27 protein-coding genes and 1 riboswitch are annotated in these 26416 nt (G+C 67.0%); of the genes, 16 read left to right on the forward strand and 11 right to left on the reverse strand.

Annotated elements, in window-relative coordinates; translation table 11 throughout:
* The first annotated feature begins 28 nt into the window (after window positions 1–28).
* Window positions 29–661 (forward strand): NUDIX hydrolase, encoded by a 633-nt coding sequence (locus G6N15_RS10875; protein ID WP_083089956.1) that lies wholly within the window; start codon window positions 29–31, stop codon window positions 659–661.
* Here the strand turns inward: G6N15_RS10875 and thiE are convergent.
* A complete protein-coding gene (gene thiE / locus G6N15_RS10880) occupies window positions 633–1304 on the reverse strand; it encodes a thiamine phosphate synthase (protein ID WP_083089955.1) in 672 nt (223 codons plus the stop codon). The genes G6N15_RS10875 and thiE overlap by 29 nt on opposite strands.
* 132 nt (window positions 1305–1436) lie before the next feature.
* Between thiE and thiO the strand changes: the two genes are divergently transcribed.
* From thiO to G6N15_RS10930, 10 genes are all read left to right on the forward strand, one after another.
* A complete protein-coding gene (thiO, locus tag G6N15_RS10885; protein WP_083089959.1) occupies window positions 1437–2447 on the forward strand; it encodes a glycine oxidase ThiO in 1011 nt (336 codons plus the stop codon).
* Entirely contained in the window at window positions 2444–2641 is a 198-nt protein-coding gene (gene thiS / locus G6N15_RS10890; protein ID WP_083089954.1) for a sulfur carrier protein ThiS, read from the forward strand. The genes thiO and thiS overlap by 4 nt, the downstream gene beginning before the upstream one ends.
* On the forward strand, window positions 2634–3392 hold the full coding sequence (gene thiG / locus G6N15_RS10895; protein ID WP_083089953.1) for a thiazole synthase: 759 nt from the start codon (window positions 2634–2636) through the stop codon (window positions 3390–3392). Before thiS ends, thiG begins: the two co-directional genes overlap by 8 nt.
* Window positions 3393–3444: 52 nt before the next feature.
* A complete protein-coding gene (locus tag G6N15_RS10900; RefSeq protein WP_083089952.1) occupies window positions 3445–4221 on the forward strand; it encodes an SGNH/GDSL hydrolase family protein in 777 nt (258 codons plus the stop codon).
* An 81-nt stretch (window positions 4222–4302) separates the two neighbouring features.
* Window positions 4303–5268 carry an anti-sigma factor RsbA family regulatory protein gene (locus tag G6N15_RS10905; protein WP_083089951.1) on the forward strand — a complete coding sequence of 322 codons (966 nt, stop codon included), beginning with the start codon at window positions 4303–4305 and terminating at the stop codon, window positions 5266–5268.
* Window positions 5268–6146 (forward strand): MEDS domain-containing protein, encoded by an 879-nt coding sequence (locus tag G6N15_RS10910; protein WP_083089950.1) that lies wholly within the window; start codon window positions 5268–5270, stop codon window positions 6144–6146. Before G6N15_RS10905 ends, G6N15_RS10910 begins: the two co-directional genes overlap by 1 nt.
* A gap of 20 nt (window positions 6147–6166) precedes the next feature.
* Window positions 6167–6622: an MEDS domain-containing protein gene (locus G6N15_RS10915; RefSeq protein WP_163748030.1), complete on the forward strand. Its 456-nt coding sequence runs from the start codon at window positions 6167–6169 to the stop codon at window positions 6620–6622.
* Window positions 6622–7488 (forward strand): MEDS domain-containing protein, encoded by an 867-nt coding sequence (locus tag G6N15_RS10920; RefSeq protein ID WP_083089948.1) that lies wholly within the window; start codon window positions 6622–6624, stop codon window positions 7486–7488. The genes G6N15_RS10915 and G6N15_RS10920 overlap by 1 nt, the downstream gene beginning before the upstream one ends.
* A 45-nt stretch (window positions 7489–7533) precedes the next feature.
* A complete protein-coding gene (locus G6N15_RS10925; protein WP_083089947.1) occupies window positions 7534–9036 on the forward strand; it encodes a M28 family metallopeptidase in 1503 nt (500 codons plus the stop codon).
* A complete protein-coding gene (locus tag G6N15_RS10930) occupies window positions 9033–10493 on the forward strand; it encodes a M28 family peptidase (protein ID WP_083089946.1) in 1461 nt (486 codons plus the stop codon). The genes G6N15_RS10925 and G6N15_RS10930 overlap by 4 nt, the downstream gene beginning before the upstream one ends.
* A gap of 33 nt (window positions 10494–10526) precedes the next feature.
* Here G6N15_RS10930 and G6N15_RS10935 read toward each other — a convergent pair whose 3' ends face one another.
* The 4 genes from G6N15_RS10935 to G6N15_RS10950 form a co-directional block, all read right to left on the reverse strand.
* The gene (locus G6N15_RS10935; RefSeq protein WP_163748032.1) at window positions 10527–12047 is read right to left on the reverse strand and encodes an HNH endonuclease signature motif containing protein; all 1521 of its coding nucleotides are present in this window, start codon (window positions 12045–12047) and stop codon (window positions 10527–10529) included.
* A gap of 82 nt (window positions 12048–12129) precedes the next feature.
* Window positions 12130–12999 carry an LLM class F420-dependent oxidoreductase gene (locus G6N15_RS10940; protein WP_083087811.1) on the reverse strand — a complete coding sequence of 290 codons (870 nt, stop codon included), beginning with the start codon at window positions 12997–12999 and terminating at the stop codon, window positions 12130–12132.
* Window positions 13000–13073: 74 nt separating this feature from the next.
* Window positions 13074–13403 (reverse strand): hypothetical protein, encoded by a 330-nt coding sequence (locus G6N15_RS10945; protein ID WP_139797843.1) that lies wholly within the window; start codon window positions 13401–13403, stop codon window positions 13074–13076.
* Between the two features lie 69 nt (window positions 13404–13472).
* Window positions 13473–13697: a hypothetical protein gene (locus G6N15_RS10950; protein ID WP_083087810.1), complete on the reverse strand. Its 225-nt coding sequence runs from the start codon at window positions 13695–13697 to the stop codon at window positions 13473–13475.
* 143 nt (window positions 13698–13840) lie between these two features.
* Between G6N15_RS10950 and G6N15_RS10955 the strand changes: the two genes are divergently transcribed.
* Window positions 13841–15088 (forward strand): TetR/AcrR family transcriptional regulator, encoded by a 1248-nt coding sequence (locus G6N15_RS10955; protein ID WP_232070396.1) that lies wholly within the window; start codon window positions 13841–13843, stop codon window positions 15086–15088.
* Here G6N15_RS10955 and G6N15_RS10960 read toward each other — a convergent pair.
* The 3 genes from G6N15_RS10960 to G6N15_RS10970 all read right to left on the reverse strand — a co-directional run bounded on the left by G6N15_RS10960 (window position 15063) and on the right by G6N15_RS10970 (window position 17270).
* Window positions 15063–15338, reverse strand: coding sequence for a hypothetical protein (locus G6N15_RS10960; RefSeq protein WP_083087808.1), 276 nt, complete (start codon window positions 15336–15338; stop codon window positions 15063–15065). The two genes, G6N15_RS10955 and G6N15_RS10960, sit on opposite strands and share 26 nt — an antisense overlap.
* 8 nt (window positions 15339–15346) lie before the next feature.
* The gene (locus tag G6N15_RS10965) at window positions 15347–16831 is read right to left on the reverse strand and encodes a flavin-containing monooxygenase (protein WP_083087807.1); all 1485 of its coding nucleotides are present in this window, start codon (window positions 16829–16831) and stop codon (window positions 15347–15349) included.
* A 61-nt stretch (window positions 16832–16892) separates the two neighbouring features.
* A complete protein-coding gene (locus tag G6N15_RS10970; RefSeq protein WP_083087806.1) occupies window positions 16893–17270 on the reverse strand; it encodes a MerR family transcriptional regulator in 378 nt (125 codons plus the stop codon).
* A gap of 139 nt (window positions 17271–17409) precedes the next feature.
* Between G6N15_RS10970 and G6N15_RS10975 the strand changes: the two genes are divergently transcribed.
* Window positions 17410–17859 carry an Hsp20/alpha crystallin family protein gene (locus G6N15_RS10975; protein WP_083087821.1) on the forward strand — a complete coding sequence of 150 codons (450 nt, stop codon included), beginning with the start codon at window positions 17410–17412 and terminating at the stop codon, window positions 17857–17859.
* A gap of 191 nt (window positions 17860–18050) precedes the next feature.
* On the opposite strand, the gene G6N15_RS10980 is transcribed toward G6N15_RS10975, so the two are convergent.
* The 3 genes from G6N15_RS10980 to thiC form a co-directional block, all read right to left on the reverse strand.
* Complete coding sequence (locus G6N15_RS10980; protein WP_083087805.1) at window positions 18051–18671, reverse strand: alpha/beta hydrolase family protein; 621 nt, start codon at window positions 18669–18671, stop codon at window positions 18051–18053.
* Window positions 18668–19495: a bifunctional hydroxymethylpyrimidine kinase/phosphomethylpyrimidine kinase gene (gene thiD / locus G6N15_RS10985; RefSeq protein WP_083087804.1), complete on the reverse strand. Its 828-nt coding sequence runs from the start codon at window positions 19493–19495 to the stop codon at window positions 18668–18670. The genes G6N15_RS10980 and thiD overlap by 4 nt, the downstream gene beginning before the upstream one ends.
* Window positions 19492–21126: a phosphomethylpyrimidine synthase ThiC gene (gene thiC / locus G6N15_RS10990; protein WP_083087820.1), complete on the reverse strand. Its 1635-nt coding sequence runs from the start codon at window positions 21124–21126 to the stop codon at window positions 19492–19494. Before thiC ends, thiD begins: the two co-directional genes overlap by 4 nt.
* A riboswitch (TPP riboswitch) is annotated at window positions 21117–21226 on the reverse strand. Its footprint overlaps the gene before it by 10 nt.
* A gap of 169 nt (window positions 21227–21395) precedes the next feature.
* Here thiC and G6N15_RS10995 point away from each other — a divergent pair.
* The 3 genes from G6N15_RS10995 (at window position 21396) to G6N15_RS11005 (ending at window position 26414) form a co-directional block, all read left to right on the forward strand.
* A complete protein-coding gene (locus tag G6N15_RS10995; protein ID WP_232070451.1) occupies window positions 21396–22052 on the forward strand; it encodes a PAS and ANTAR domain-containing protein in 657 nt (218 codons plus the stop codon).
* A 154-nt stretch (window positions 22053–22206) separates the two neighbouring features.
* Window positions 22207–22578 (forward strand): STAS domain-containing protein, encoded by a 372-nt coding sequence (locus G6N15_RS11000; protein WP_083087802.1) that lies wholly within the window; start codon window positions 22207–22209, stop codon window positions 22576–22578.
* Entirely contained in the window at window positions 22575–26414 is a 3840-nt protein-coding gene (locus G6N15_RS11005; protein ID WP_083087801.1) for a SpoIIE family protein phosphatase, read from the forward strand. The genes G6N15_RS11000 and G6N15_RS11005 overlap by 4 nt, the downstream gene beginning before the upstream one ends.
* The last annotated feature ends 2 nt before the right edge of the window (window positions 26415–26416 follow it).

The following is a 26416-nucleotide window of genomic DNA, read 5'->3' on the forward strand; positions in this document are numbered from 1 at the left end:
ATCGTCGCCGGGCGAATATCCTGGCTCCGTGCGCGGCGACGGTGACGGATGGGTGATCTCCGACAGCGGCGTCCGCTACTGGGGACGCTACGGTGCGGCCGGTCTATTGTTGCGCGCGCCGCGCCCCGACGGCACACCGGCCGTGCTGCTGCAGCATCGAGCTTGGTGGAGTCACCAAGGCGGCACCTGGGGCCTGCCCGGTGGCGCCCGCGACAGCCATGAGACGCCCGAGCAGACCGCGGTCCGGGAAGCCTCGGAGGAGGCGGGCTTGCCCGCCGAGCGCGTCGCGGTGCGTGGGGCGGTCGTCACCGCCGAGGTTTTCGGCGCCAGGGGTGCTCACTGGACCTACACCACGGTCGTCGCCGACGCCGACGAGTTGCTCTACACCACCCCGAACGGCGAAAGCGCCGAGCTGCGCTGGGTCGCCGAAGAGGACGTGGCCGACCTGCCCCTGCATCCGGGGTTTGCCGCCAGCTGGCAGCGCTTGCGCACCGCGGCGGCCACCGTGCCGCTGCATGACAGCGACGAGCGGCGGGTGCAGCTCCCATGCACGGTGCAGGTCGAGCCGGGCGTCTTCGTCTGGTGCATGCCGGGCCCGCCAGATCATGCACCCTCTCAGCTGAGTGACCGGATCAGCGCGCTGCTGCGAGCACCGAACTGAGCCGTTGGGCCGCCGCCGCCGGGTCGCCGGCCGCGGTGATCGCCCGCACCACCACGACCCGCCGGGCGCCGGCCTCGAGCACCTGCGGCAGCCGCTCCTCGTCGATGCCGCCGATCGCAAACCACGGCTTCTGGCCGGCCAACTCCGCCGCGGCCCGCACCAGCTGCAGGCCAGGCGCCCGCCGGCCGGGCTTGGTGGGAGTCGGCCAGCACGGGCCGACGCAGAAGTAGTCGACGTCGTCGGTGACGGCGCCCGCGATTTGATCGACGTCGTGGGTGGAGCGGCCGACCAGGGCGCCGGGCCGCACTATCTCCCGGGCCACCGACAACGGCAAATCGCGTTGGCCCAGATGCAGTACGTCGGCGCCGGCGGCGCGGGCGATGTCGGCGCGGTCGTTGACCGCCACCAAGGCGCTATGGCGGCGTGCCGCGTCGGCGAGAATCTCCAGCGCTGCCAGCTCGTCGCGCGCCTCCAGCGGGCCGAACCGCCGCTCACCTTCCGAGCCTTTGTCGCGCAGCTGGATGATGTCGACACCGCCGGCCAGGGCCGCATCGGCGAACTCGGCCAAGTCGCCGCGCTCGCGGCGGGCGTCGGTGCACAGGTAGAGCCTGGCTGTAGCCAGCCGCTTGGAAGCTTCGTGCACACCGCGACGCTAGCCGCTAGCGTGGAAAGCTGACGAATCACGGGAGTCCCAGGAACGGGGTCTGAGAGTGGGCGCGCCTGCCCTTACCGTTCGACCTGATCCGGATGATGCCGGCGAAGGGAGCGCAAGGAAATGTCACTCGGATCGCTGGCCGTGATCGGCGGCGGCGTCATCGGCCTGTCGGTGGCGCGCAGAGCCGCCCAGGCCGGCTGGTCGGTGCGGGTGCATCGCAGCGGTGAACCCGGCGCGTCGTGGGTGGCCGCAGGCATGCTCGCCCCACACAGCGAAGGCTGGCCCGGCGAAGAACGGTTGCTGCAGCTGGGTTTGGAGTCGCTGCGGCTCTGGCACCAGGGCGACTACCTGGACGGGCTGCCGGCGCAGGTGATCACCGCGCGCGAATCGCTGGTGGTGGCCGTCGACTCCGCCGACGCCGCCGAGCTGCGCACCGTCGCCGACTGGCTGGCCGCGCAAGGCCACCCAGTGGTGTGGGAGTCGGCCGCCCGCGACGTGGAACCGCTTCTGGCGCAAGGTATTCGGCATGGTTTTCGGGCGCCCACCGAGCTTGCGGTCGACAACCGCACCCTGTTGGCCGGGCTGGCAGCGGCATGCGAGCGGCTGGGCGTGCAGTGGGCGCCGCCGGTACGCGACCTCTCAGACGTCGAGCCCGACGCGGTCGTGATCGCCAACGGCATCGACGCCCCGGCGTTGTGGCCCGGCCTCCCGATCCGGCCGGTGAAGGGCGAGGTACTGCGGCTTCGCTGGCGCAAGGGCTGCATGCCGGTGCCGCAGCGGGTGATCCGGGCTCGCGTGCACGGTCGGCAGGTGTACCTGGTGCCGCGCCCCGACGGTGTCGTTGTCGGCGCCACACAGTACGAGCGCGGCCGCGACACCGCACCGGTCGTCTCGGGCGTGCGAGATCTGCTCGACGACGCCTGCGCGGTGCTGCCGGCCCTCGGCGAATACGAGCTGGCCGAATGTAGCGCCGGTTTGCGGCCGATGACGCCCGACAACCAGCCGCTCGTGCAGCGTCTTGACGAACGTACGCTGGTGGCGGCCGGCCACGGGCGCAACGGTTTCCTACTGGCGCCCTGGACCGCCGAACAGATTGCGTCCGAACTGGTTCCGATCGGAGCACACCCATGATGGTGCTGGTCAACGAGAAACAGGTCGAGGTCGACGAACAGACCACGGTCGCGGCGCTGCTGCAGACCCTGGGTTACCCCGACCGCGGTATCGCGGTCGCGCTGGACCAAGCCGTGCTCCCCCGAAACGACTGGCAGACAACACTTTCCGATGGCGCACGGCTTGAGGTGGTGACGGCGGTGCAGGGTGGCTGACCAGAAACTGACGATCGCCGGCCGTAGCTTCAGCTCCCGGCTGATCATGGGCACCGGCGGGGCGACCAACCTCGCGGTGCTCGAGGAGGCATTGGTCTCGTCGGGCACTGAGTTGACGACAGTTGCGATGCGCCGCGTCGACGCCGAGGGCGGCACCGGGATGCTGGATCTGCTGAACCGGCTCGGCATCACCCCGCTGCCCAACACCGCCGGCTGCCGCGGCGCCGCGGAGGCGGTGTTGACGGCGCAGCTGGCCCGCGAGGCGCTGGGCACCGAATGGATCAAGCTGGAAGTGATCGCCGACGAGCGCACCCTGCTGCCCGATCCCGTTGAATTAGTCAGGGCCGCAGAACAATTGGTGGACGACGGCTTCGTGGTTCTGCCCTACACCAACGACGACCCGGTGGTGGCCAAGCGACTGGAGGACACTGGCTGCGCGGCGGTGATGCCGCTGGGCTCGCCGATCGGCACCGGGCTGGGCATCGCCAACCCCCACAACATCGAGATGATCGTCGCAGCCGCGGGTGTTCCGGTCGTGCTCGACGCCGGCATCGGCACCGCCAGCGATGCCGCACTCGCAATGGAATTGGGCTGCGACGCGGTGCTGCTGGCCAGCGCGGTGACCCGGGCCGCCGACCCGCCCGCCATGGCCGCCGCGATGGCCGCCGCCGTCGCCGCCGGCTACCTGGCCCGCCGCGCGGGGCGCATCCCGAAACGGTTCTGGGCGCATGCGTCCAGCCCGCCCCTGTGAAGGCGACGGCGAGTAAGTGGAGCTTACGAGCAAGGAGCCGAGCCATCAACCGATGACAAAACGCTATGTGGCCCTGGGCAGTTCGATGGCAGCCGGTCCAGGTATCCAGCCGCGTGCCAAGGGCGCTCCGTGGGGCTCGGGCCGATCGGCCCGCAACTATCCGCATCTGGTGGCCCAGCGCCTGAACCTCGATCTGGTCGATGTGACGTTTTCCGGCGCGACCACCGCCAATATCCTCTCCGAACGTCAGCGCGGGGCACCGCCGCAGATCGAGGCGCTCAACGGTTCGGAAGCGCTGGTGACAATCACCATCGGTGGCAATGACGTCGGCTATGTCCCGCTGCTGATGGCCGCCTCCCTGCCCGTCCCTGCCCGGCTCATCCCGAAGATCGGTGGCCTGCTCGACCGCGACGCCCGCAACGAGGCGCTTGGCCACGTCGGCGACTCGCTACGCGCGGTCGGTGCGGCGGTGCGCCGGCGGGCCCCGGACGCGCGGGTGCTCTTCATCGACTACCTCACGCTGCTGCCGCCGGACGGGCAAAAAGCCGCGCCCCTGTCGAGGGCCGACGCCGACCTGGGCCGTCACGTCGCCGCCCGCTTGGAGGAATCCACCGCAGCAGCTGCACAGGCCAGCGGCTGCGAATTGGTGCGGGCGGGGCAGGCCAGCCGCGAACACCACGCCTGGTCGCAGGACCCCTGGACCGTCGGCGCGGTGTTGCCGCTGCCGTGGCGGCCGGCGCCGTTTCACCCCAACGCCGCGGGTATGCGCGCGGTCTCCGACCGGGTTACTGCACATGTGGGCAGGGACAATGGACGCGCGCGCCTCTGATTAAGCTGCCGTCACACCGGGTAGGCCCCGGCCGGAGCCAACTTGCTGGCTCTGCGCAGCGCTACCAAGTGGAGCCACCACATGACCGCGAGTACACCGGCTCACGACGCCGGCTTTGTGCACTCGGCGCTGTTCTATCGGTCAGAGCAGCAGTATCTGGATTTCGTGGTGAGGTCCGTCAGCGAAGCTCTGAACAACTATGAGCCGGTATGGGTGGCGGTACCGGGCGACAAGCTGGCAGCGCTGTCCGAGGCGTTAGGACCCGCGGCCGACGACACCGAGGTGACATTGGCCGACATGGCCGACGTGGGCCGTAATCCGGGCCGGCTGCTGGGTGTGGCGGGTGCGTTCGTGGAGCGGCATCGGCATCGGCCGGTGCGGTTGATCGGCGAACCGGTGTGGGCCGGTCGCACGGCGGTCGAATACCCCGCCTGCGTGCAGCATGAGGCGTTGGTGAACCTCGCGCTCGACGGGCACCGGGCGACGGCGGTTTGCCTGTACGACGCCTCCCAACTGGCCGAGGGCGTGTTGGCGGACGCCCGGACCACCCACCCACTGATCTGCGTGGACGGTTCCTATCAGCACAGCGCTGACTATGCATTCGACGTCGCCCTGCAGCGCTGTAACGAACCGCTGACGACGAGCCCGGCCGCGGTGACGTACACGGTCTCGGAATTGGCGAATCTCAGCGCCGCTCGCCAGCAGGGCAGCCGGTACGGCCGATTGCTCGGCATGGCGGCAGAGAGCATCGCCAACCTGCAACTGATCATCACCGAGCTGGCCACCAACAGCCTGCAGCACGGCGACGGGACATGCCGGCTTGCCTTCTGGGAACACAGCGGATATCTGGTCTGCGAGGCTCGCGACACGGGAATCCTCGACGACCCGCTGGCTGGGCGACGCCCGCCGAACGGGGACGGGAAAAGCCCGCGCGGGCTGTTCGTCGTCAATGCACTGGCCGACCTGGTGCGTATTCACGCCACCCCGGCCGGCACGACGATCCAGGTGTTTCTGCGCCTGGACCGGCCCGCCGAGGACGCCTCTTGATGCGCCGCCACGGCGTGGTCACCTCGGCCGTGGACCTTGTCCCGTTCGCTCACCTGGGCTGGGGATATCGCGACCGGGACGACTTCGGTGCCCGCGCCGCCGAATGCATTGTCGGCGCCCTTCGCGGCGACCAGCGCATCGAGTACGTCGGTAACGCCGGCCGCGAAGCCTTGCGCGCTGAACTGGCCGACCTCGGCTTCGACGAGCAGCTGCGGTCGGGGCGGATCCGGGTGATGCCGGTAGAGGACTCCTACGAGTTCTATCCCGATAGTGACGTCGTGGACGCTGAAGCGACGGTGGCCGAACGCGTCGAGGCGACCGACCAAGCGATCGCCGACGGCTACCGCGGCTTGTGCACGGTGAACGACGCGATCGAGCTGACGCGCACACCCGAGCAGCGCGACGCATGGGCGGCCTTCGAGTTTCTCATCGACCAAAGGATGCCGGTTCTGCCGTTTTCGGCGCTGTGCGCCTACGACGTCAACGGTCTGGGTCGGGCTGCGGCGGAGTTATTGTGCCTGCACCCGTTTGTGGGCCCAGATGAGGTGGGCTTTCGCATGTTCGCCGAGCCCGGCGTGGATTTCGTGCTGGTCGGCGAAATCGACGCGGCCAACGACGACGCCTTCACCGCGGCATTGCGCAGAACCTGGCCGCTGCTGGGCGAGGGCACCATCGTCATCGACGCGCACGGGCTTTCCTTCATCACCCACACGCAGCTGCGCACCCTCGACGACTACGCCCGCGCACAGGGCCGCCAAGTGGTGCTGCAAACCGACCAGTGCATCGTCGCCCGAGTCGCGGAGCTGCTCGAGTTGACCAACGTACGGGTGCAGGGCGCATCACCGGTGCGATCTTCGTGGCAGAGCTGTGACGCCTGACTCGGCGATTGGGGACCCGGTTGCTGGATGAAACCTCCGACAGGACTACGCCCCCCGTCCACGACGTCGTGCACACGGCGCTTTTCGACCGCTCAGAGCGCGAATATCTCAATTCCCTGGTGCCGCTGATATCCGGATGGTTGAGTAAGGCCGAGCCGGTCTTGGTCGCACTACCGGGAAACAAGATCGCGTTGCTGCAGGATGCGTTTGGCGCGCCGGCGGGGGATGTGACTGTGAACCTGACGATGACGGACATCACCGAGGCAGGCCGCGATCCCGGCCGAATCCTCGGGCTGGTGGCTGACTTAATGCAGGGGCATCCCAACCGGTCGGTGCACCTCATCGGTGAATCGGTGTGGCCCGAGCGCAGCGAGGTCGAATACCCCGCATGCGTCCAGCACGAGGCGCTGGTCAACATCGCCACCATTCACGCTTATCTGCGGCTTGACCGGTTCTCGAAGGGCGATGTCCCGTGATGCGCCAGCAGGGTGTGCTCACCTCCGCTGCAGGCCTCACCCCGTTCGGCCACGTGGGGTGGGGGTATCGGGACCAGTCGGAATTTCTGGCTCGCGCCGCGGAGTACATCGCCGATGGCCTGTCGCGCAACCAGCGGATCCTGTACGCGCGCGACAGCGGCCGTGCGGCGTTACGCGCGGAATTGCAGGAGATGGGGTTCGGCGACGCGGTCAGGTCAGGTCAGATCGCGGTGACGCCGGTCGACGAGCACTACATGTTTGTGCCTGGCACCGACGTGGTCGACCCCGAGGCGACGGTGGCTGCCGGCGTCGCCGCGATGGAGTACGTGGTCGCCATGGGCTGCAGTGGCTGCCGTGGGGTGGTCGACGCGGCGGTATTGGCGCGTGAACCCGAGCAGCGCGCCGCGTTCAGCCGCCTGGAATATCTCGTCGACCAGAAGATGGCGGTGCTGCCGTTCTCGGCGTTGTGCGCTTACAACCTGACACTGTTGGGGGAGACGGCCAAGCAGATGGTGTGCTTGCATCCGTTGGTCGGCCGCGGCACGGTCAGCTTCCGGCTTTATGCCCAACTCGGGATGGACTTCGGGTTGGCCGGTGAAATCGACGCCGCCGACAGCGAGGCGTTTATGTCCGCGCTACAACGGATCTGGCCGCTGGCGGCCGGCCACGAGGTGATCGTCGACGCGCGAGGTCTGGAGTTCGTTACGCACCGCGAGCTGATGACGTTGGACGAGCAGGCCGGCGCCGAGGGCCGGCGGGTTGTCCTGCGGACCGACCAGTGCGTGCTCGCGCGCCTGGTTGAACTGCTCGAATTGGAAAACGTCCGCGTCGAAGCATATCCGCGGCCCGTTGCGGACGCGTGCTGACTGGCGCCGGTCCTGCTGGCCGCCGAGACGCTTGAGCCGTCTAACGTGGTCGCCGTGAAAAACACATCGAAGGCGGTGCTTTCAGCGGTTGCGGTCCTTGTGCTTTTTGTCGCCGGATGCGGGGGCGCGGCGAGCACTTCTCAGCCGGCACGTGAGAAACCCGCCGGAGTCCAGTTCGGCGAGGGGTTACGTGGCCGGGTCACCACCGACGCGATGATGGCGCACCTGTCGAAACTGCAAGACATCGCCAATGCCAACAACGGCACCCGCGCGGTGGGCACCCCCGGTTATGACGCCAGTGTCGACTATGTGGCTAATACGTTGCGCGGCAAGGGCTTCGACGTGCAGACCCCAGAGTTCACCGCCCGCGTTTTTCACGCCGACCCGGGATCGGTGACGGTGGACGGCAAGACCGTCGAGGCGCATGCTGTGCAGTTCAGCTTGCCCACTCCGCCGGACGGAGTGAGCGGGCCGCTGGTGCCCGCGCCCGCCGATGACAGTCCCGGCTGCACCGCCTCCGACTACGACGGGTTGCCGGTGCAAGGCGCTGTGGTGTTGGTGGATCGTGGCACGTGCCCGTTCTCGCAGAAGGAAGACGCCGTCGTGCAGCGCGGTGCGGTGGCGCTGATCGTGGCCGACAACGTCGACGAGAAGGAGATGGGCGGCACCCTGGGCGAGCACACCGACGTCAAGATCCCGGTGGTCAGTGTCACCAAGGGCGACGGGGCGGCGCTGCGTGCCCAGCCCGGACCGACGACTGTCAAACTCAATGCGAACACCCAGGACCTGCGGGCTCGCAATGTCATTGCCCAGACGAAGACCGGCTCGACCGCCGACGTGGTGATGGCCGGCGCACATCTTGACAGCGTGCCGGAGGGCCCCGGCATCAACGACAACGGCTCCGGGGTCGCTGCTGTTCTGGAAACCGCTCTGCAGCTGGGTAATTCGCCGAAAGTACACAATACGGTGCGGTTCGCTTTCTGGGGTGCCGAGGAACTCGGGTTGATCGGGTCGCGTAAGTACGTCGAGTCTTTGGATGTCGAGGGGCTCAAAGACATTGCGCTGTATCTGAATTTCGACATGCTGGCCTCGCCCAATCCCGGCTATTTCACCTACGACGGGGACCAATCGCTGCCGGCGGACCAGCGGGGTAACCCGGTGGTTCCAGAGGGTTCAGCGGGTATCGAGCGCTCGCTGGTGGGCTACCTGAAGTCGGTCGGCAAGACCGCGCAGGACACGTCGTTCGACGGCCGGTCCGACTACGACGGATTCACCCGGGCCGGTGTCCCGTCGGGGGGACTGTTCTCCGGCGCTGAAAACAAGATGTCCGACGAGCAAGCCAAGCTGTGGGGCGGTACGGCCGGCGAGCCGTTCGACCCTAACTACCACAAGAAAACCGACACGTTGGATCAGATCAACCGCACGCCACTGGGCATCCTCGGTGGCGGCGTTGCCTATGCGGTCGGCCTGTACGCGCAGGATCTGAGCGGGCGCAACGGTATTCCGGTCCGGGATGACCGCACCCGCCACGTCGTCACCACGCCATGATTCGGCCGGCGGGTGCGGCCTTGGTGTTGACGGTCGTCCTGCTGGCGGGGTGCTCGTCGTCGCAGCCTGCGCCGCCGCGCTTGGGTGATGCGTTGGCTGCCAAGGTAACCGTGGATGCGATGTTCGACCACCTGCGCGCCCTGCAGGATATCGCCAACGCGAACAAGGGGAATCGGGCCGAGGGCACGCGAGGCTTTGACGCCAGTGTTGACTACGTCGTAAAAACGCTGCGCGACAAGGGTTTCGCTGTATCGACGCCGCAGTTTGACCGGCTGTACACGGCTGCGCCGGGACAACCGACGCTGACAGTGGACGGGCGCAACTACGCCGTTGATCAGGCGTCGCTGCTGGTGCGTACACCGCCCGGCGGGATAACGGCCCCGGTGGTGCGGCCGATCAAAGCGGCGGGGTGTGCCGCGAGCGACTACCCGGGCACTGTCCCGAAGGCTGCGATCGCCGTCGTCGACGACAGCGGCTGCACGGTGGTCGACAAGCAAAAAGCCGCGCTGGCCAAAGGTGCCGCCGCGGTGGTCGTCGTCAGCGAGCCCGGAAACCAGGGCGCGCCGCCCAAGCTGTTCAACTCCGGTTACTACAACCAGCTGACCGTGCCGGTCGCGGTCGTCGGCGCTGACGGGGCGTCCGCACTGCGCGACACCGCCGGGCCGGTGCGGCTCACGCTCGACACCGCCACCGTCAAGGTCACGTCGCGGAATGTCTTTGCGCAGACCAAGACCGGCTCCAGCCACGATGTCGTCGTGGTGGGCGCGCACCTGGACAGCGTTCACGAGGGGCCGGGCATCAACGACAACGCCACCGGGGTGGCCGCAGTGCTGGAGACCGCGCTGCAACTGGGCCCGTCACCGCAGGCGACGAACGCAGTGCGCTTCGCGTTCTGGGGTGGGGAGGAGTCAGGGCTGAACGGTTCGCTGGACTACGTCTTCGGCTTGCGCCGCGACGAACTCAACGACATCGCGCTGTATCTGAACTTCGACATGCTCGGTTCGCCGAACGCCGGCTTCTTCACCGACGACGGAGACCAGTCGTCCCCCGGCCCGGGTGTCGCGCCGCAGGACGTGCCCGCCGGTTCGGCCGGTATCGAACGCACGCTGGCGGCCTATCTGAACCTGGCCGGCAAGCGGCCTGAGGATCTGCCGCTGGGCACCCAGAGCGACTACAGCCCCTTCCTGGTTGCGGGTGTGCCGATCGGCGGCATGACGACCGGTTCGTCGCAGACGAAAACCCCTGTGCAGGCGCGGCTCTGGGGCGGCCAGGCCGGGGTGGCCTTCGACCCCAACTACCACACTGCCCGCGACACCGTGGACAAGGTGAACCGGGATGCGTTGGGAATCATGGGCGGCGGCGTCGCGTTCGCCGTCGGCACGTACGCACAGTCCATCGACGGCGTCAACGGCGTGCCGCCCCACGACAAGCGGAATCGAAAGCAAGTGCGCCCGTAGGGGTGTGGGTTCTTGTAAATTCGCCGAATCTACTCAAAACGGTGGTGGATCGTCGTCGTCGGCTGCGGGCGGGGCGGGTCCGAGGTCGAAGTAGCTGAGGCGTTTTTCTCGGTTGGCGATGCGGGCGTTGTGGTTGTGGCGGCGTTCGGTGGCGATGCGCTGGGCTCGGTCTTGGGCTCGGGTGCGCCGGCGCTTGGGCATCATCGCCGTGCGCTCGGCGCAGTAGTTAGCCGGCGGCTCGGCTGGCGGCACCGGCGGTTGGCCGGTGGGCCGGCACAGACTCGGGAACAGCAGCGCGCTGCCCGGGGTAGTGACATAGGTGTGCCCGCTCGGCGCGGTCACGATCAGCGTGCCATCCGGCAGCTGCTGGTCGCGCCAGCCCCAAAACGTCTTCACCAAATGATGCGCGCGGCAATAACATTTGAGGTTCGATGCATGCGTGGGCCCGCCCGCGGCATAGGGGATCGTGTGATCCAGGTCGCAGTCGAAGGCGGGGCGGTCGCAGCCCGGCCAGCGGCAGGTCAAATCCCGGCACCGCACAAAATCGGCCAGCGCCGTCGACGGCGCATAGCCGCGCTCGGGTGGGGCATCAGCGGGATGAGCCAGCGCCACCAGCTTGGCCGACTTGGCTAGTTCGGCCACCATTTCCGGGGAGATGAGCCCCTCGGCGCCGACCAGCGCCCCGGGCTCGCTTGCCGTGCCGGCGATGGTGGCCTGTTCGGCGATCACATGAACCACCACCGGCGAGGCGGGCCGCCGATCCCCGGCCACACAATCGGGGCGCGCGCAGCGACACCCCAACCGATCCGCCCCGGCCGCCAACGCCCCCAGCGCGTCGGCGCGGCGCTGGGCGCGGGTGCGCGGATCGTGCGCGCACACCGTGCCCGCCAACGTGTCCAGCCGCTGGTCCAGCGCCTGGGCGTCGGTGCTGAACAAGGTGCCGTGAATCTCGGCGGTGCCCTCCACCTCAGCGCCGATCCAGACCTCCCGATCGTTCTGGTACTGCTTGCGCCGGCGCACCGCGTCGGCATCGGCTGCAGCGACGATCTTGTCGATCTGTCCGGCCAGCCGGCCCTGGGTCAGCGACGGCCAGCGCGCCACCTGGATCGCCAGCTCGGCGTCGACGGCGGCCAGCACCGCGGGGTCGGTGATCAAATCGGTGCGAAACACGATGGTCTGAAACAGCCGCAACCCGATCTCGCCGGCTTCAAACACCGCGGCCACCTTGGGTAGCCGCTCCCGCATGGCCCGCGCATAGCGCAGCCGACTGCCCGCGAGCCCGCGGCTGATCCGCAACGCGGCGCCCACCTCGGCGCTCACCGCTTCTTCGGTGTCGATGGCCCAGTCTTCGGTCTCCGAGCAGCGGGATAGCCGATAGCCAAACAACTCACCAATGGCGACCAACTGCGCGGCCGCGGCCCGATTTTCGGCCCGCGCCGAGGCACAGATCTGATCGATAAGCGCCGCCGACTCGCGCGTGGTCGAGGGATGCCGGCGCTCGAAGAGCTCGTCAAAGCGAGCAATCACCTCCGCCCGCGCCGCCTCATCGAACATGCGTGCGAGTATGCCACGGTGGCCCGACAAATCACGCTGCCGACTTACGGGCTACGGAGAAACCAGATGCTCGCCGGCTGCGTCAACTGATTTCACGCAGCTTGGGCACCAACTCGTCGCCGAGGCGGCGCACAAACCCGACGGGATCGGGGTTGCCGGGCAGCGGACCGACATTGATCAAATCGACACCCAACTCGGCGTAGCGCTCGACGGTCCTCAGGTACGCCGGCATATCAGCGAACGGGTCGTTGAGCAGCCCTACGGTCTTTCGGATCTGCGCAGGATCCCGGCCGACCGTGCCGCAATGCCGGTTCAGCACGTCGATCTTGTGTATGAGCTCGTCGACGTCGGACACTGTGCTGTTCCACACATCGGCATACTGGGCAACCAGCCGCAATGTCTTCTTCTCGCCGGACCCGCCGATCAGGACTGGAGGAAGCCGAATCGGTTGCGGCACACAGATTGTCTCGGCCAACCGATAATGCTTGCCCTCGTAGGGCCCGTTGTTGTCGCTCCACATCTGAGCGCAGATTTGCAGCGCCTCCTCCAGCATCTCGAAGCGCTCACGCACCGGCGGATACGGGACACCGAGCGCTAAGTGCTCACGCTCGTACCATGCCGCCCCGATTCCGAGCATCGAGCGACCCTGCGAAAGCACGTCTAAAGTGCTGACCGTTTTCGCCAGCAATCCCGGATAGCGATACGTGACCCCGGTAACCAGCATGGTCAGTGTGATCGTCTGAGTCTGCCCCGCCAGAAAGCCCAGGGACGTGTAACCCTCGAGAAATGGATCGTCAGCCCGCCCAACGGTTTCCATTTGGAAGAAGTGATCTGCCAGCGTGAACGTCGTCGCGCCGCCTTGCTCTGCGGCCTGCGCTGTTGCCGCCAGCGTCGGGCCAAGCTTCGCTGGATCGCCGGGTAGGAAATCGATGAAATGCACGCCTAGTTGCATTGCGGTGTCCTTGCCTCGTTAGTCGTCAGACGCTCAAGTAGGCACAACGCATCGAGGACGACCGACGTTCCCGGCTAGGCGCGCGAAGGTTCCTCCTCCGGTTTCGGTTGGTGGTGCACCCAGGCGATCAGGAAACCGGTGACCAGCACCCATCCGGCGATCGCGGCCGGGATCGCCCAGACGCGACGCAGGAGCAGCGCGGTGCCGCACCGCTCGACGACGTGGTGGCCGTCAGGGCCGGCGAGAGCATCCGGTGAGATACCGGCGCTAAACCCTCTGCCGCAGCTGATCTGAACGCCGTACTGGTCGTACTGGTCGATGTAGACCGGCCACCACAGGGCCATGAGGCCTAACGCGACCAGCAGTGCGCCGACCAGACCGGCCAGCAATTGACGATCGCGCACATGCCTCCTTCCAACGAACGATGTGAATCTCGATACGCCGCTACCCGTACGCTGCCGTGGCGTCGGCACTCATGTCATGCAGACATTGGCAAACAACAGCACCGGCCAGCACACGATGGAACCGAGGAACGATACCGCCAGATCGATGCCGTGCATGTGGTGCAAATGCTCGGTATGGGTGGTCGACCAGATCACGCCGATCAGCAGGTATGGCGTTCCGAGGATCAACGCGATGCCGATCAGTTCGGCGATCGTGAGCTGGAAGCTGAGAGCTCGGCGAACTTTCTCCAGCATGGCCGTTCCTCCGACGGGTCTCTAGCACGTCCGCGCGTGGCGCAGAACCCCTGCCATGCCACGCAAGCATCCATTTATGTTAATAGTCATTCTGACCTTGCGGTAGGTCTTCGCGGCATCAATCGCCGGGTTAGGGTATGGCGATGCCTACCACTCGCGCCGCCACCGGGCCACCCGTCGTTCGGCGGCGACCCAAGGACCGCAAGGCTCAGATCGCCCGCGTGGCGGCGGAGTCGTTCAGCGTGCTGGGCTATCACGCGGTGAGCATGGAGGCGATCGCCGCTGAGGTGGGCATCTCCGCGGCCGCGCTGTACCGGCACTACGCGAACAAATACGACCTGTTCCGCGGTGCCGTCCTGAATCTCGGCCAACAACTCGTCGACTGCACCGACTTCGTTGACAATGAACCGGTCGATGCCGACCCGACGGCGACACTGGACCGATTGATCCACGCGCTGATCGACGTGACTTTGCTGAACCGGCAGTCCGGTGGGCTGTACCGGTGGCACGCACGCTACCTGCATGGCGACGACGAGGCGCAGCTGATGGACCAATTGCGGGTGGTCAACCGTCGAATTCAGCGGCCGCTCACCGCGATTCGGCCGTCACTGAGCTCTCGAGAGCGCTGGACACTGTCGTCGGGATTGCTCAGCGTCATTGGCAGCATCGTCGACCACCGCGTACGGCTGCCGTCTGACCAGATCCGCGAGGTCATCGCCGCCGCCGCCACGGCGGTGCTGGCCGCGAAGCTCCCCCGCCCGAAAGACGTCCTCAAGCGGCCGGCGGCACCGCGCATCTTCTCCTCGGACGCCGGGGTCTACGAGGCGTTGCTCCACGCGTCGATGGTGTTGTTCCACGACCGTGGATACCCCGAGACCAGCATGGCGCAGATCGCCGCGGCCGTCGGCATCCCGGTATCCGGCATCTACCGGTACTTCTCCGGCAAGTCCGAGATTTTGTCGACCGGTCTTCGCCGCGCCGCCGACCGGGTCTCCGCCCAGCTGGCGGCAGCCATGGACGGCCTCGGCGAACCGCGCGACGTTTTGAACCTGCTGATCGAGGCTTACGTGGCAACGTCTTTCGCCAACCCGGAGCTTGCCTCGATCTACTACACCGAGCGGGTCAACCTGTCACCGGCCGACCAGGAGTTGCTGCGCAACGTCCAGCGATCGACCATCGACTCCTGGGTGCGGCTGCTGACTGCCACACGCGGATTGGTGACCGCAACCCAGGCACGGTTTTTGGTGCATGGCGCGATGGCGTTGGTGGTCGACCTTGGACGGCTGGTCCACTACGAGGACTTGACCGACACCGGCTCCGACGAGTCGGCATACGCGCAGGCGTGTGTACGAAAACTGATGCAGGCTACGCTGTTTGGCGGTTGCGGATAACGCTACCGACCAGGTACCCGGCGTAGCCGATCAACCCGACGATCGTCAGGCTCCGAGTCTTTGGGTTGCTGAAACCCAGGCCCAGCACCGTCTCGATTCCGCCGTTGGTGTAGATATGACGGCGGGTGCGGCGCGGGAACACCGGCTTGACGATCGGTTCCCACAACTGCGGGCTGGCGAAGTGGGTCAGCCCAGCACCGGCCAAAGCCAAACCGGAGAACCATGCGACGCGCCTACTTCTCCTCGACATCGGTCCTCCTAGGCGATCGCGTAGTCGCTCAGCGGGAATCGCGACCCTTCCCGGACCGCATTGCGCCTCGATGTGGGTCGCAACAGGGTGGCCTCGCCATGGTGGTTGAAGTAGTAGGACCGCGACGTGGCGCAGTTGCCGCGGTAGAACACCGAGTTGTCGAGCGCCTTGGTCATCCGGTCCAGGAAACGCGCGTTGGCTTCTTCGGTGACCTCGAACGTTGTTGCGCCCCGGCGCTTGACTTCACCGAACAGCCGGTCCATGTGCCGCATCTGGTATTCCATCGTGTTGAAGAACGACAAGCCGGAAAAGGCGAACGGGCTGGCCAGGCTGAGGTAGTTGGGGAAATACGGGATCGACACCCCTTGGTAGGCCTGGAACCTGTTCTCCCGCCACCACTTTCCGAGGTTTCGGCCCTGCCGGCCGATCACCTCGATAGCCGGGAAATTGGCGTCCCACAGATCGAATCCCGTCGCGAGGACCAGGGTGTCGATCTGGGTCGTGTGGCCGTCCGCGGTGACGATACCGTCGGGTTCGATCCGCTCGATGCTGTTGGTCTCCAGGTGCACGTGCGGTTTGGTGAAGGTGCGGTAGTAACTGTTGGACCACGTCGGCCGCTTGCAGCCGAAGTCGTAGTCGGGCGTCAACTTGCGGCGCAGCTCCTTGTCACGCACCGAGATGAACCGGTTGATCTTCGCCAGGTCCGCCGCGGCGATGTTCAGCCGCCGAAACTGCCGGTAGTGCAGCACGGCGGTGACCGTCCCCAGCTCGAAAAGCGTGTCGGTCACCAGCCGGAAGGCTCGGTGCACCAACGGCACCCGGGAGAATACCTTCTGCAGCCAGGGCGGGATGCTGAAGTCGATCTTGGGGACGACGTGGATCGCGGTGCGCTGGTAGACGGTCAGGTCGGCGGCCTGTTTGGCCAGTTCGGGGATCAGCTGCACAGCGGTCGCGCCGGTGCCGATGATCGCAACCCGACGACCCGTGAACTCGTAGCTGTCATCCCAGGCGGTGGTATGGATGATCTTGCCGTCGAAGCTGGCGATGCCAGGGATATCCGGCATGTGGGGCTGTGACAAGAAGCCGGTTGCGGTGATCAAAAAGCGAGTGGTCAAGGTTTCACCGCCCGCCAAAGCGACCCGCCACAACTTCACGTCCTCGTCCCAACGGGCTCCTTCGACCGTCGTGTTGAACCGCATGTACCGGCGTACGTCGTGCTTGTCGGCAACCCGTTCGGCATATTGCTTGAGCTCGTGGCCCGGCGCGAACAACCGCGACCAATACGGATTGGGTTCGAACCAGTACGAATACGTCGTCGAGGGGATGTCGACGGCAAGGCCGGGATAGCGATTGACATGCCAGGTTCCCCCGAGATCCGCCTCACGATCCAGGATGACCATGTTGTCGTATCCGAGGCGCCTGAGCTGGATGGCCGCGCCGATGCCGCCGAAGCCTGCGCCAACGATGACGAAGTCATACTGCGGTGAATCCATGACGCGACTATACAGAACCCGCGGTACCGGCAAGAAGCTCAAGCCAGCTGCGTGCCGCCTTCTAGGCGCTGGAACTTTTGTCCTGGGCCGTCTTGCTTTGATGCGTCTTCGAGCCGGCGGTGCGGCTGCGCTTGTCTGATTTCAGCCGCATGTTGGCGGCGCGCAGGGCGGCGTTGTCGTCTTCTAGGTCCAAAATGCGTGCGATGCCTGCCAAGTTGACGCCAGCGGCGACCAACTCGGTGATGCGCTGCAGCCGAACCAAATCGTCCGCGCTGTAGCGGCGGGTACCGCCCTCACTGCGGGCCGGTGTGACGAGGCCATGGCGTTCGTAGAGCCGCAGGGACTGCGTGCCCGCCCCGGAAAGTTCAGCGGCCACGGAGATGCCGTACACGCCCTGATCGGGGGCAGGCACACCCCCCGGCACGGGCTGATCGCTCATGGCAGCACCGTTGGAATCCCTCACAGAAAACCTATTTACCACACTTGCACTGCTTTCGCATCAGTGCTATATCAAATCTGTATTCTGCGACATAGATTTATGCCGCACCGGACCTCAGATAGAGCTAGGGGTGACCATGATGCTGATGCGTACGGACCCGTTCCGGGAGCTGGACCGCCTCACCCAGCAACTACCGGGCACCGCCGCCCGCCCAGCCGCTATGCCGATGGACGCGTGGCGGGAGGGTGACAAGTTCGTCGTCGAGTTCGACCTCCCGGGCATCAACGAAGACTCGCTGGACCTCGGGATCGAGCGCAATGTGGTGACGGTGCGGGCGGAGCGCCCGGGCGTCGACCCGAACCACGAGATGCTGGCCGCCGAGCGGCCCCGAGGAGTGTTCAGCCGCCAGTTGGTACTCGGCGAAAACCTCGACACCGACCGGATCGAGGCCTCCTACCACGATGGCGTCTTGCGGCTGGACATCCCCGTCGCCGAGCGGGCCAAGCCACGGAAGATCACCGTCGCGCACGGCAACGGGCACCAGCCCGTCGGCGACACGACCGCCCAGCGGGAAGCCGTCAACGCCTAAGTCGTCCGGTGGGCGACGCGGCGGAGCGATCCGCAACGGCGGCAACGGTTCTCGGCGCTGGCGAGCCGGCGCACCTCCCGGACGCCGGGCAGCGGCACTGCCTCCCACCCGACACGGTAGTGCTGTTGGCCGGGGACGCTTGCGCTGCGGGCCCGCCGCCGCCCACCGGCACCTCCAGGTGCCCCCCGTGCTCAGGCCCGCAGTAGCTGCAGGGCCGTGTCGACCGCGAGCGCGGGCACGTCGTCGGTTTTCGAGCGCAGGTCGTGTCGGGCGCCCGTGATCTGGAGGACCTGTGTCGGCGCGGGTATCAATGCGGCGGCAGCGCGTATCTCGTCGGGTGTGCCGAACGGGTCGGAAGTGCCGTGGGTGAACACCGTCGGCACCGCGATCGCGGACAGGTGCTCGATGCGCAGACGTTCCGGCTTGCTCGGCGGATGCAGCGGATAAGAGAACAGCATCAGCAGGTCCGCCTGTGCCGAACCGTCCGCTACCACCATCGAGGTCTGCCGCCCGCCGTAGGAATGCCCGCCGGCGATCAACGGCCCGTTGGCGAGGCCGCGACACACCTCGATCGCCTCGACGATCCCGGCGCGGTCAGCGCCGCCCGAGCCCGACGGCGGGCCCGTCGGCCGGCGCCGCCGGTAGGGCAGGTTGTAGCGCACCGCCAGCCACCCGCGCCGCGCCCACTCCTGGCAAACCTGTTGCAGTAGCGGCGATTCCCGGCTTCCGCCGGCACCGTGGGTCAACACCACCACACCGGTCGTCTCACCGTCGGGTTCATGCGCGACACCGGCGATGCGCTCGAGATTCATGACAGCCGAAACAGCGGCGACACCGGGCCGTGGCCGTGCCCGAGCGGATAAGCGGCGCGCAGGCACTCGGTGACCCATTGCTTGCCGAACGCGACGGCGTCGGGAACCGGGTAGTCGTGTGCAAGCGCGCAGGCCACAGCGGCCGACAGGGTGTCGCCCGCGCCGTGGTCGTGGCTGGTATCCACGCGCGGTGAGTTGAACTCGTGAAAGTCGTTGCCGTCGAACAGCAGATCGGTGCTGGACTCCGACGGCCGCAGGTGTCCGCCCTTCACCAGCACCCACTGGGCTCCCAGCGCATGCAGGGCACGGGCCGCCTCTCGTTGCGACTTCGCGTCGACGACGTCGATATCGACCAGCAAGCGGACTTCGTGCAAGTTCGGGGTGACCAGCGTCGCCAGCGGAAACAGTTCGGCGCGAAGCGTTTCCAGCCCGCTGGGCTCCAACAATGGATCACCGTGCATCGACGCGCATACCGGGTCGACCACCAGCGGCACATCCGGGCTGTGGTCGCGCCAGGCCGCAGCGACGGCTCCGATGATCTCGGGTGATGCCAGCATGCCGGTCTTGGCTGCCTGAAACCCGATGTCGTGGGACACCACCTCGATCTGGGCGGTGATGACGCCCTCAGGGACCAAGTGAAAACCCTTGACCCCGACCGAGTTTTGCACCGTCACCGCGGTCACCGCGCAGAGCGCATGCACGCCGAGCAGGGCGCAGGTGCGGATGTCGGCCTGCAGGCCAGCGCCGCCACCGGAGTCAGAGCCGGCGATTGTCAGCACCCGCCGCGGCGTCTCACCCGGCGGTGGCAGCGGCAGGAAACTCACGCGAGCGGGAGATACACCCGGTTGCCGTGCTCGGCGAACTCGCGTGACTTCTCGGCCATCCCTTCGGCCAATACCGCTTCGATGGCTTCCTCGCTGTCGAGTCCGTGCTCGGCGGCGTAGTCGCGGACATCCTGCGTAATGCGCATCGAGCAGAACTTCGGCCCGCACATCGAGCAGAAGTGCGCGGTCTTGGCCGGCTCGGCGGGCAGTGTCTCGTCGTGGAACTCGCGCGCGGTGTCAGGGTCCAACGACAACGCGAACTGGTCGTTCCACCGGAACTCGAAACGCGCTGTGCTCAAAGCATCATCGCGTTCTTGGGCGCGCGGATGGCCCTTGGCGAGGTCCGCGGCGTGCGCGGCGATCTTGTAGGCGATCACCCCGTCCTTGACGTCCTTGCGGTCCGGCAGGCCCAGGTGCTCCTTGGGGGTCACGTAGCACAGCATCGCGGTACCGGCCTGCGCGATGATCGCAGCGCCGATCGCCGAGGTGATGTGGTCGTACGCCGGGGCGATGTCGGTGGCCAGCGGGCCCAGCGTGTAGAAGGGGGCCTCCTCGCACAGCTCTTCTTCCAGCCGCACGTTCTCTACGATCTTGTGCATCGGGATGTGCCCCGGACCTTCGATCATCACCTGTGCGCCACGGGCTTTCGCGATCTTGGTCAGCTCGCCCAAGGTGCGCAGCTCAGCGAACTGGGCGGCGTCGTTCGCGTCGGCGATCGAGCCGGGCCGCAGCCCGTCGCCCAGCGAGAACGTCACGTCGTAGCGGGCGAAGATGTCGGCCAGCTCCTCGAAGTGCGTGTACAGGAACGACTCCCGGTGATGTGCCAGACACCAGGCCGCCATGATCGACCCGCCGCGCGAGACGATGCCGGTGACCCGCTTGGCCGTCAGCGGCACATACCGCAGCAGCACCCCGGCGTGCACGGTCATGTAGTCCACACCCTGCTCGCACTGCTCGATCACGGTGTCGCGGTAGATCTCCCACGTCAGCTTGGTGGGGTCGCCTTTGACCTTCTCCAGCGCCTGATAGATCGGCACCGTGCCGACCGGCACCGGCGAATTCCGCAGAATCCACTCGCGGGTCTCGTGAATGTCCTTGCCGGTGGACAGGTCCATGATCGTGTCGGCGCCCCAGCGGGTGGCCCACACCATCTTGTCGACCTCTTCGGCGATCGAGCTGGTGACCGCCGAGTTGCCGATGTTGGCGTTAACCTTCACCGCGAACGCCTTGCCGATGATCATCGGCTCGCTCTCGGGGTGGTTGTGGTTGGCCGGGATGACCGCGCGCCCGCGGGCCACCTCGTCGCGCACCAGCTCGGCGGGCATGCCTTCGCGGGCGGCGATGAACGCCATCTCGGCGGTGATTTCCCCGGCGCCGGCACGCTGCAGCTGGGTGCCACGGTCACGCACCACGCCTGGGCGCGGCGGCAGCCCGCGGTGGACGTCGATCACCGCGTCGGGATCGGTGTAGGGACCGGAGGTGTCGTAGAGATCGAAATGCTCGCCGTTGGACAGGTGCACCCGCCGGAACGGCACCCGGGCGCCGGGAACCCCCTCCACCTCGCGGTAGGTCTTGCTGCTGCCGGCGATCGGGCCGGTGGTGACGGACGGGTCGACTGAAACAGAGGTCATGAGCATCTCCCTACGACGGCATTACCCGGTCAGGTTCGGACGGTCGACGGCCCCAGCCGTCCTCTCAGCGCACTCGGCGTGCGCTCCCGCGTGGATGTGATGGTGTCCACGCTAGCGCAGCACGACAGCAGTGCACACCCCGATGATCCGGACCAATCGGAGCCTGGAAGCTGTGGCTGCCAAGTGCCCGGCGTGGGATGATCGCCAACGTGCAACACAAGCCCAATAGCGCGGGCGCACCGGCGGACGGCAAACCCGTAACCGCGGCGATGGCGTCTGTCGCCGGCGAGAACCTGAACGTCGGTGCCTTCCGCTTTTGGTTTATCGGCCAGCGTTGGGAGTGGTCCGACGAGGTGGCAAGGATGCACGGCTACGAGCCCGGGTCGGTGCAGCCGACGACCGAACTGATGTTGTCGCACAAGCATCCCGACGATCGCGCGCACGTCCAGGAGCTTCTGGACTACGCACTGCAGTCGCAGGCGTCGTTCTCCAGTCGTCACCGCTTTATCGACACCGCTGGCAAGGTGCACGACGCGATCGTGGTGGCCGACCGGATGCTGGACGACAACGGCACAGTGGTGGGCACGGAAGGCTACTACATCGACCTCACCGACGTCTTCGACGAGACCCGCGACGAGACCCGTCAGGAGGTTCTCGACGAGGCCTTGCCGGATGTGCTGGAAGCCCGGGCGGTGATCGAGCAAGCCAAGGGCATGCTGATGGCCATCTATCGGATCAGCGCCGACCAGGCCTTCCGCATCCTGCAGTGGCGCTCGCAGGAGACCAACACCAAACTGCGGGTGCTGGCAAGGCAGCTGGTCTCTGAAGTGGTCACCCTGGTGCCCACGTCCTCAGCGGTGCAAACCCAGTTCGACCACCTGCTGCTGACGGTCCACGAGCGCATCGCGTCCGAGCCTGCTAAGTAACGGCGACGGTCCCTACCAACTGGACCTGACCCCGGGTTAGGCTCTGAATCATCTTGTACGGCGAAGACGGCGGATCGGGCACCGCGCCTTGTCTCTCGACCGGACCCTGCACACATGGTCTTAGGGCCGGCTGGAAGGAGCCGAGGCGAAAGCAATGGAAGCGTTGACGGTCCACCGTGAGCATGACGACGACGGGATCGTGGTACGGGTCAAGGGCGACATCGACTCTGGCACCGTCGGCGACCTCGTCACCGAGCTGACAACCGCGCTGAACCTAGCCTCCACGCACCCGGCTCGGCTGCTCGTCGTCGACCTGCAGGCGGTGACCTTCTTCGGAAGTGCCGGCCTGAACGCGGTGCTCAACTGTCACGACCAAGGCGCCGCCGCAGGGACATCGGTTCGTCTCGTGGCCAACCACGCCGAGGTGGTGCGCCCTATCGAGGTGACAAACCTGGACGGGGTGCTCGACGTCTATCCCACGCTCGACGACGCGCTGCGCTCACCCGAACCCGACAACCAAGCATGAGCCGGCCCGGCGCCTTGCCGGCCGACCTTGCCGCGGCGGTCGCGCTGGGTGGCGAGATGGGACGTCGGTTCGCCGAATTCGATTGGGCTGCACACCCATTGGGCTCCCCTGAGCACTGGCCCGTCGAGATGCGCACCATGGTTGCGACGACGCTGACTTCGCGGTTTCCGATCGTGCTCTGGCTGGGGCCGCAGGATCTGTTCTTGGTCTACAACGACGCCTACGTTCCGATTTTCGGTGACCGTCACCCGGCGTCGCTCGGGCGGCGCGGCCGCGAAGTGTGGTGGGACATCTGGGACCAGATCGGGCCCATGCTCGACAGTGTCATCGCCACCGGGAAGGCCACCTGGTCCGACGACTTGATGCTGCCTATCGTCACCGGTGGCCGCCGGCAAGAACGGCGCTTCACCTTCAGCTACGGCCCGCTGCTGGGAGATGACAAGGTACACGGCGTATTTGCGGCGGTCAGCGAGACGACCGAGCGGGTCTTGAGCCAACGCCGCATGCAGGTGCTCAACGCGGTCGGGTCTGCGGTGATGGAGACCCGAACGATCGACGACGCGGTGGCCGCCGCGGTTGCGGTGTGCGCCGAGCAACCCGCCGATCTGGCGTTTGTCGCCGTCTACGTCAGCGACCCGCAGAGCGGGGACATCACGCTACGGGGTACGACATCTTCGGTGCGGTCGTTGTTGCCGAGCTCTCTGGCGGCGGTGACCGAGTTCCATCCGACGGGGCGATCGCGCGGTGAAGCGCACGTCATCGACGACGTCGCAGCGGTGATTCCCGGCATTGGCGCATTGGGCGACGACTGCCCTGAGCAGGCGCTTGTGTTGCCGGTGGGTGAGGAGGCGACGGCCGGGGCGTTGCTGATCGGACTGAATCCGCGTCTGCGGTTCGACACCCAATACCGCGGTTTCTGCGAACTACTCGCCGACCAGCTCTCCTCTGCTTTGGCCTCGGCGGTTTCGTACGAGCAGCAACGACAGCGAGCCGAAGCGCTAGCCGAACTCGACCGCGCCAAGACAGCCTTTTTGACGAATGTCAGCCACGAGTTCCGCACGCCGCTGACCCTGCTGCTTGGGCCGCTCGAGGATGCGTTGGCCGAAGCCGAGCCGGAAAGCGTGCTCGCCGAGCGGCTCAGCACGGCCCGGCGTAATGCCCAGCGACTGCGGCGCTTGGTGGACTCCCTGCTCGATTTCTCCCGGATCGAAGCCGGCCGGGCCGCCGCAAGGCTGGTGTGCACCGACGTCGGCGCACTGACCGCGAACATCGCCTCGTCGTTCACCGAACTCTGCCAGCGCGCCGGACTTGACCTCGTGATCGACTGCCCGCCGGTGCTGGCCGACATCGACCCGGACATGTGGGAGACGATCATCCTCAACTTGCTGTCCAATGCGGTGAAATACACGATGCAGGGCACGATTTCGGTCGAGGCGCGCAGCGACTCGGAAGGGTGCCGCATCAGCATCCGCGACACCGGTGTCGGTATCGCCGAGGACGACCTGAAAAGGCTGGGGGAGCGCTTCTTTCGCGCCGACACCGGCCGCGGACGCAGCGTGGAGGGCACCGGGATCGGCTTGTCGCTGGTGCGCGGGCTCGTCGAGCTGCTGCACGGAACCGTGGAGATCGACAGCGAACCGGACGGCGGCACCACCGTCACCATTTGGCTGCCCCTGTCGCTCGACAGCAGACCCGTGGAGCATGTGCCTGCCGGGCTCGAGGACAACCCCTACGTCGTGGAGGCAAGCCAGTGGCTGGCGGGAGCCCGGCTGCCCGACGGATCCTCGGAGCGACGCCGCGAGCTGGTCCTGGTCGCCGACGACAACGCCGACATGCGCGCTCATCTGCAGCGCGTGCTATCCCCGCACTGGGACACGGTTTTCGTCGCCGACGGCAAATCGGCGTTGAACGCCACCCGCGAGCTCCGCCCGGATGCGGTGGTGACTGACGTGATGATGCCGGAGATGGACGGGTTCAGCTTCGTTGCCGCGATTCGCGCCGATCCGGAGCTGGCGGCGACTCCGGTGTTGATGTTGTCGGCCCGGGCCGGCGCCGAAGCGGTCAGCGAAGGCTACGCCGGCGGCGCAGATGACTACCTGCCCAAACCCTTCCGCTCCCAGGAGCTCATCGATCGGCTCGCGGCGCGGTTGTCGGCGGCCGCCCGTGAGCGCGCGAGTCAGCGACAGCGGGAAGCCGAGGTGCGACGGGCCGCCGCATTGGCCGAACTCGACACGGCGCTGGAGTCCGCCGACTCGGTAGCCGAAATCCTCGAAGCGCTGTCTGGTTTATCGCTCGGTGGATCCGAGGCTCCCGCGGTGATCTCGCTCGGTGTACTCGACCGGCAAGCGAAGATTGTGCGATTCGAATTCGCCGGTGCGGTTCCCGCGGAGTACCGCGACCGCTACCACGTGGCGTCGTTGGACGCGCCGCTGGTGCCGGTCGACGTCATCAAGACCGGCGAGCCGATGATCATCCCCGACACCTTCGCTCTGCCCGCGCGATATCAGCACGTCGTGCAGCAAACCGAAAGCGGTGTCCGCGCCTGCGTCAGCCAGCCGTTGCGCGATCACGGTGGTCGCGTCATCGGCTCGCTGGGGTTGCTGTGGGCAACCCCGCGGCAGTTCGACCCGGTCGAGCTCGAGTTGTTCGCTCGGATGGCCCAGCACACCCAGTCGGCGCTCGACCGGATTTGCGCCCTGGAGCGGGAGCGCCATATCGCCGTCGAATTTCAAGAACAACTTCTCGACCTCGACCGTGGGCAGACGGCTGCAGTGGTTGCGGCCGTGTACCAGCCGGCGGCGGAGGCGATGCGGGTCGGCGGCGACTGGTACCTGGTCACCCCGCTCGACCGCCCCGGCAGGGTCGGCATATCTGTCGGAGACGTGGTCGGACACGGGTTATCCGCCGCGATTGTGATGAGCAGGCTGCGCGCCGCAGTGGCGGCAACGGCCCTCACCCATTCCGATCCTGCAGCGGTGCTGGGCGTCTTGGACCGCTATGCGGCGACGGTTGAGGGTGGGCGGTGCGCGACGGTCACCTACGCCGTCGTCGACGCAGACAGCGATATCGGGACCGCCACACTCAGCTACACCAGCGCTGGCCATCCCTATCCGCTGCTGGTACCGCCGGACGGTCCGCCGGTTTTCTTGCAGGCCGGTCGACGTCCGCCGGTGGCCGCAGGCGCGATCCCGGCCGCCTACAGTCCGGCGCAGACCGAGCTGGCGCCCGGCAGCCTGATCCTGCTCTACACCGACGGGCTGATCGAACGTCCCGGTGACACGCTCGACCACGGATTCGCTCGGCTGCGGCAGGCGGTTGCGCACTGCGCGGACCGGCCGGTGGGCGATATCTGTGCGCAGCTGCTTGAGCGGATGTGCCCGCCCGGCGGCTACACCGACGACGTCGTGCTGCTGGCGCTGCGGCCGCGCCACAGCACCGCGCGGAGCATGGCCACCGTGCTGCCCGCTGAGCCGTCACGCATCCGCGAGGCACGCCTGCAGCTGGGCGGCTGGCTGACCGGCATCGGTGTCGACCCGAGCCGCAAGCACGACATCGTGTTGGCGACCGCTGAAGCGGTCACCAACGCGATCGAGCACGGCAGCCACTGCGATGCCCGCCGAACGGTGTCCATCGAGGCGTTCCTGCGCGGTGACACCGTGGCCGCGACCGTCAGCGACTCCGGTCAGTGGTCGGGTGATTCCGCGGCCAGCCTGCGCAATCAGCAGGGCGGTCGAGGTCTCACCCTGATCAACGGACTCGCCGACCACGTCGACACCGTCCGCAGCGCGCACGGCACTCGGATCACCTTGCGGTTCGACCACGCGGCGCAGCGGTAGCG

The organism is Mycobacterium noviomagense (genome assembly GCF_010731635.1).
Taxonomy (GTDB): domain Bacteria; phylum Actinomycetota; class Actinomycetes; order Mycobacteriales; family Mycobacteriaceae; genus Mycobacterium; species Mycobacterium noviomagense.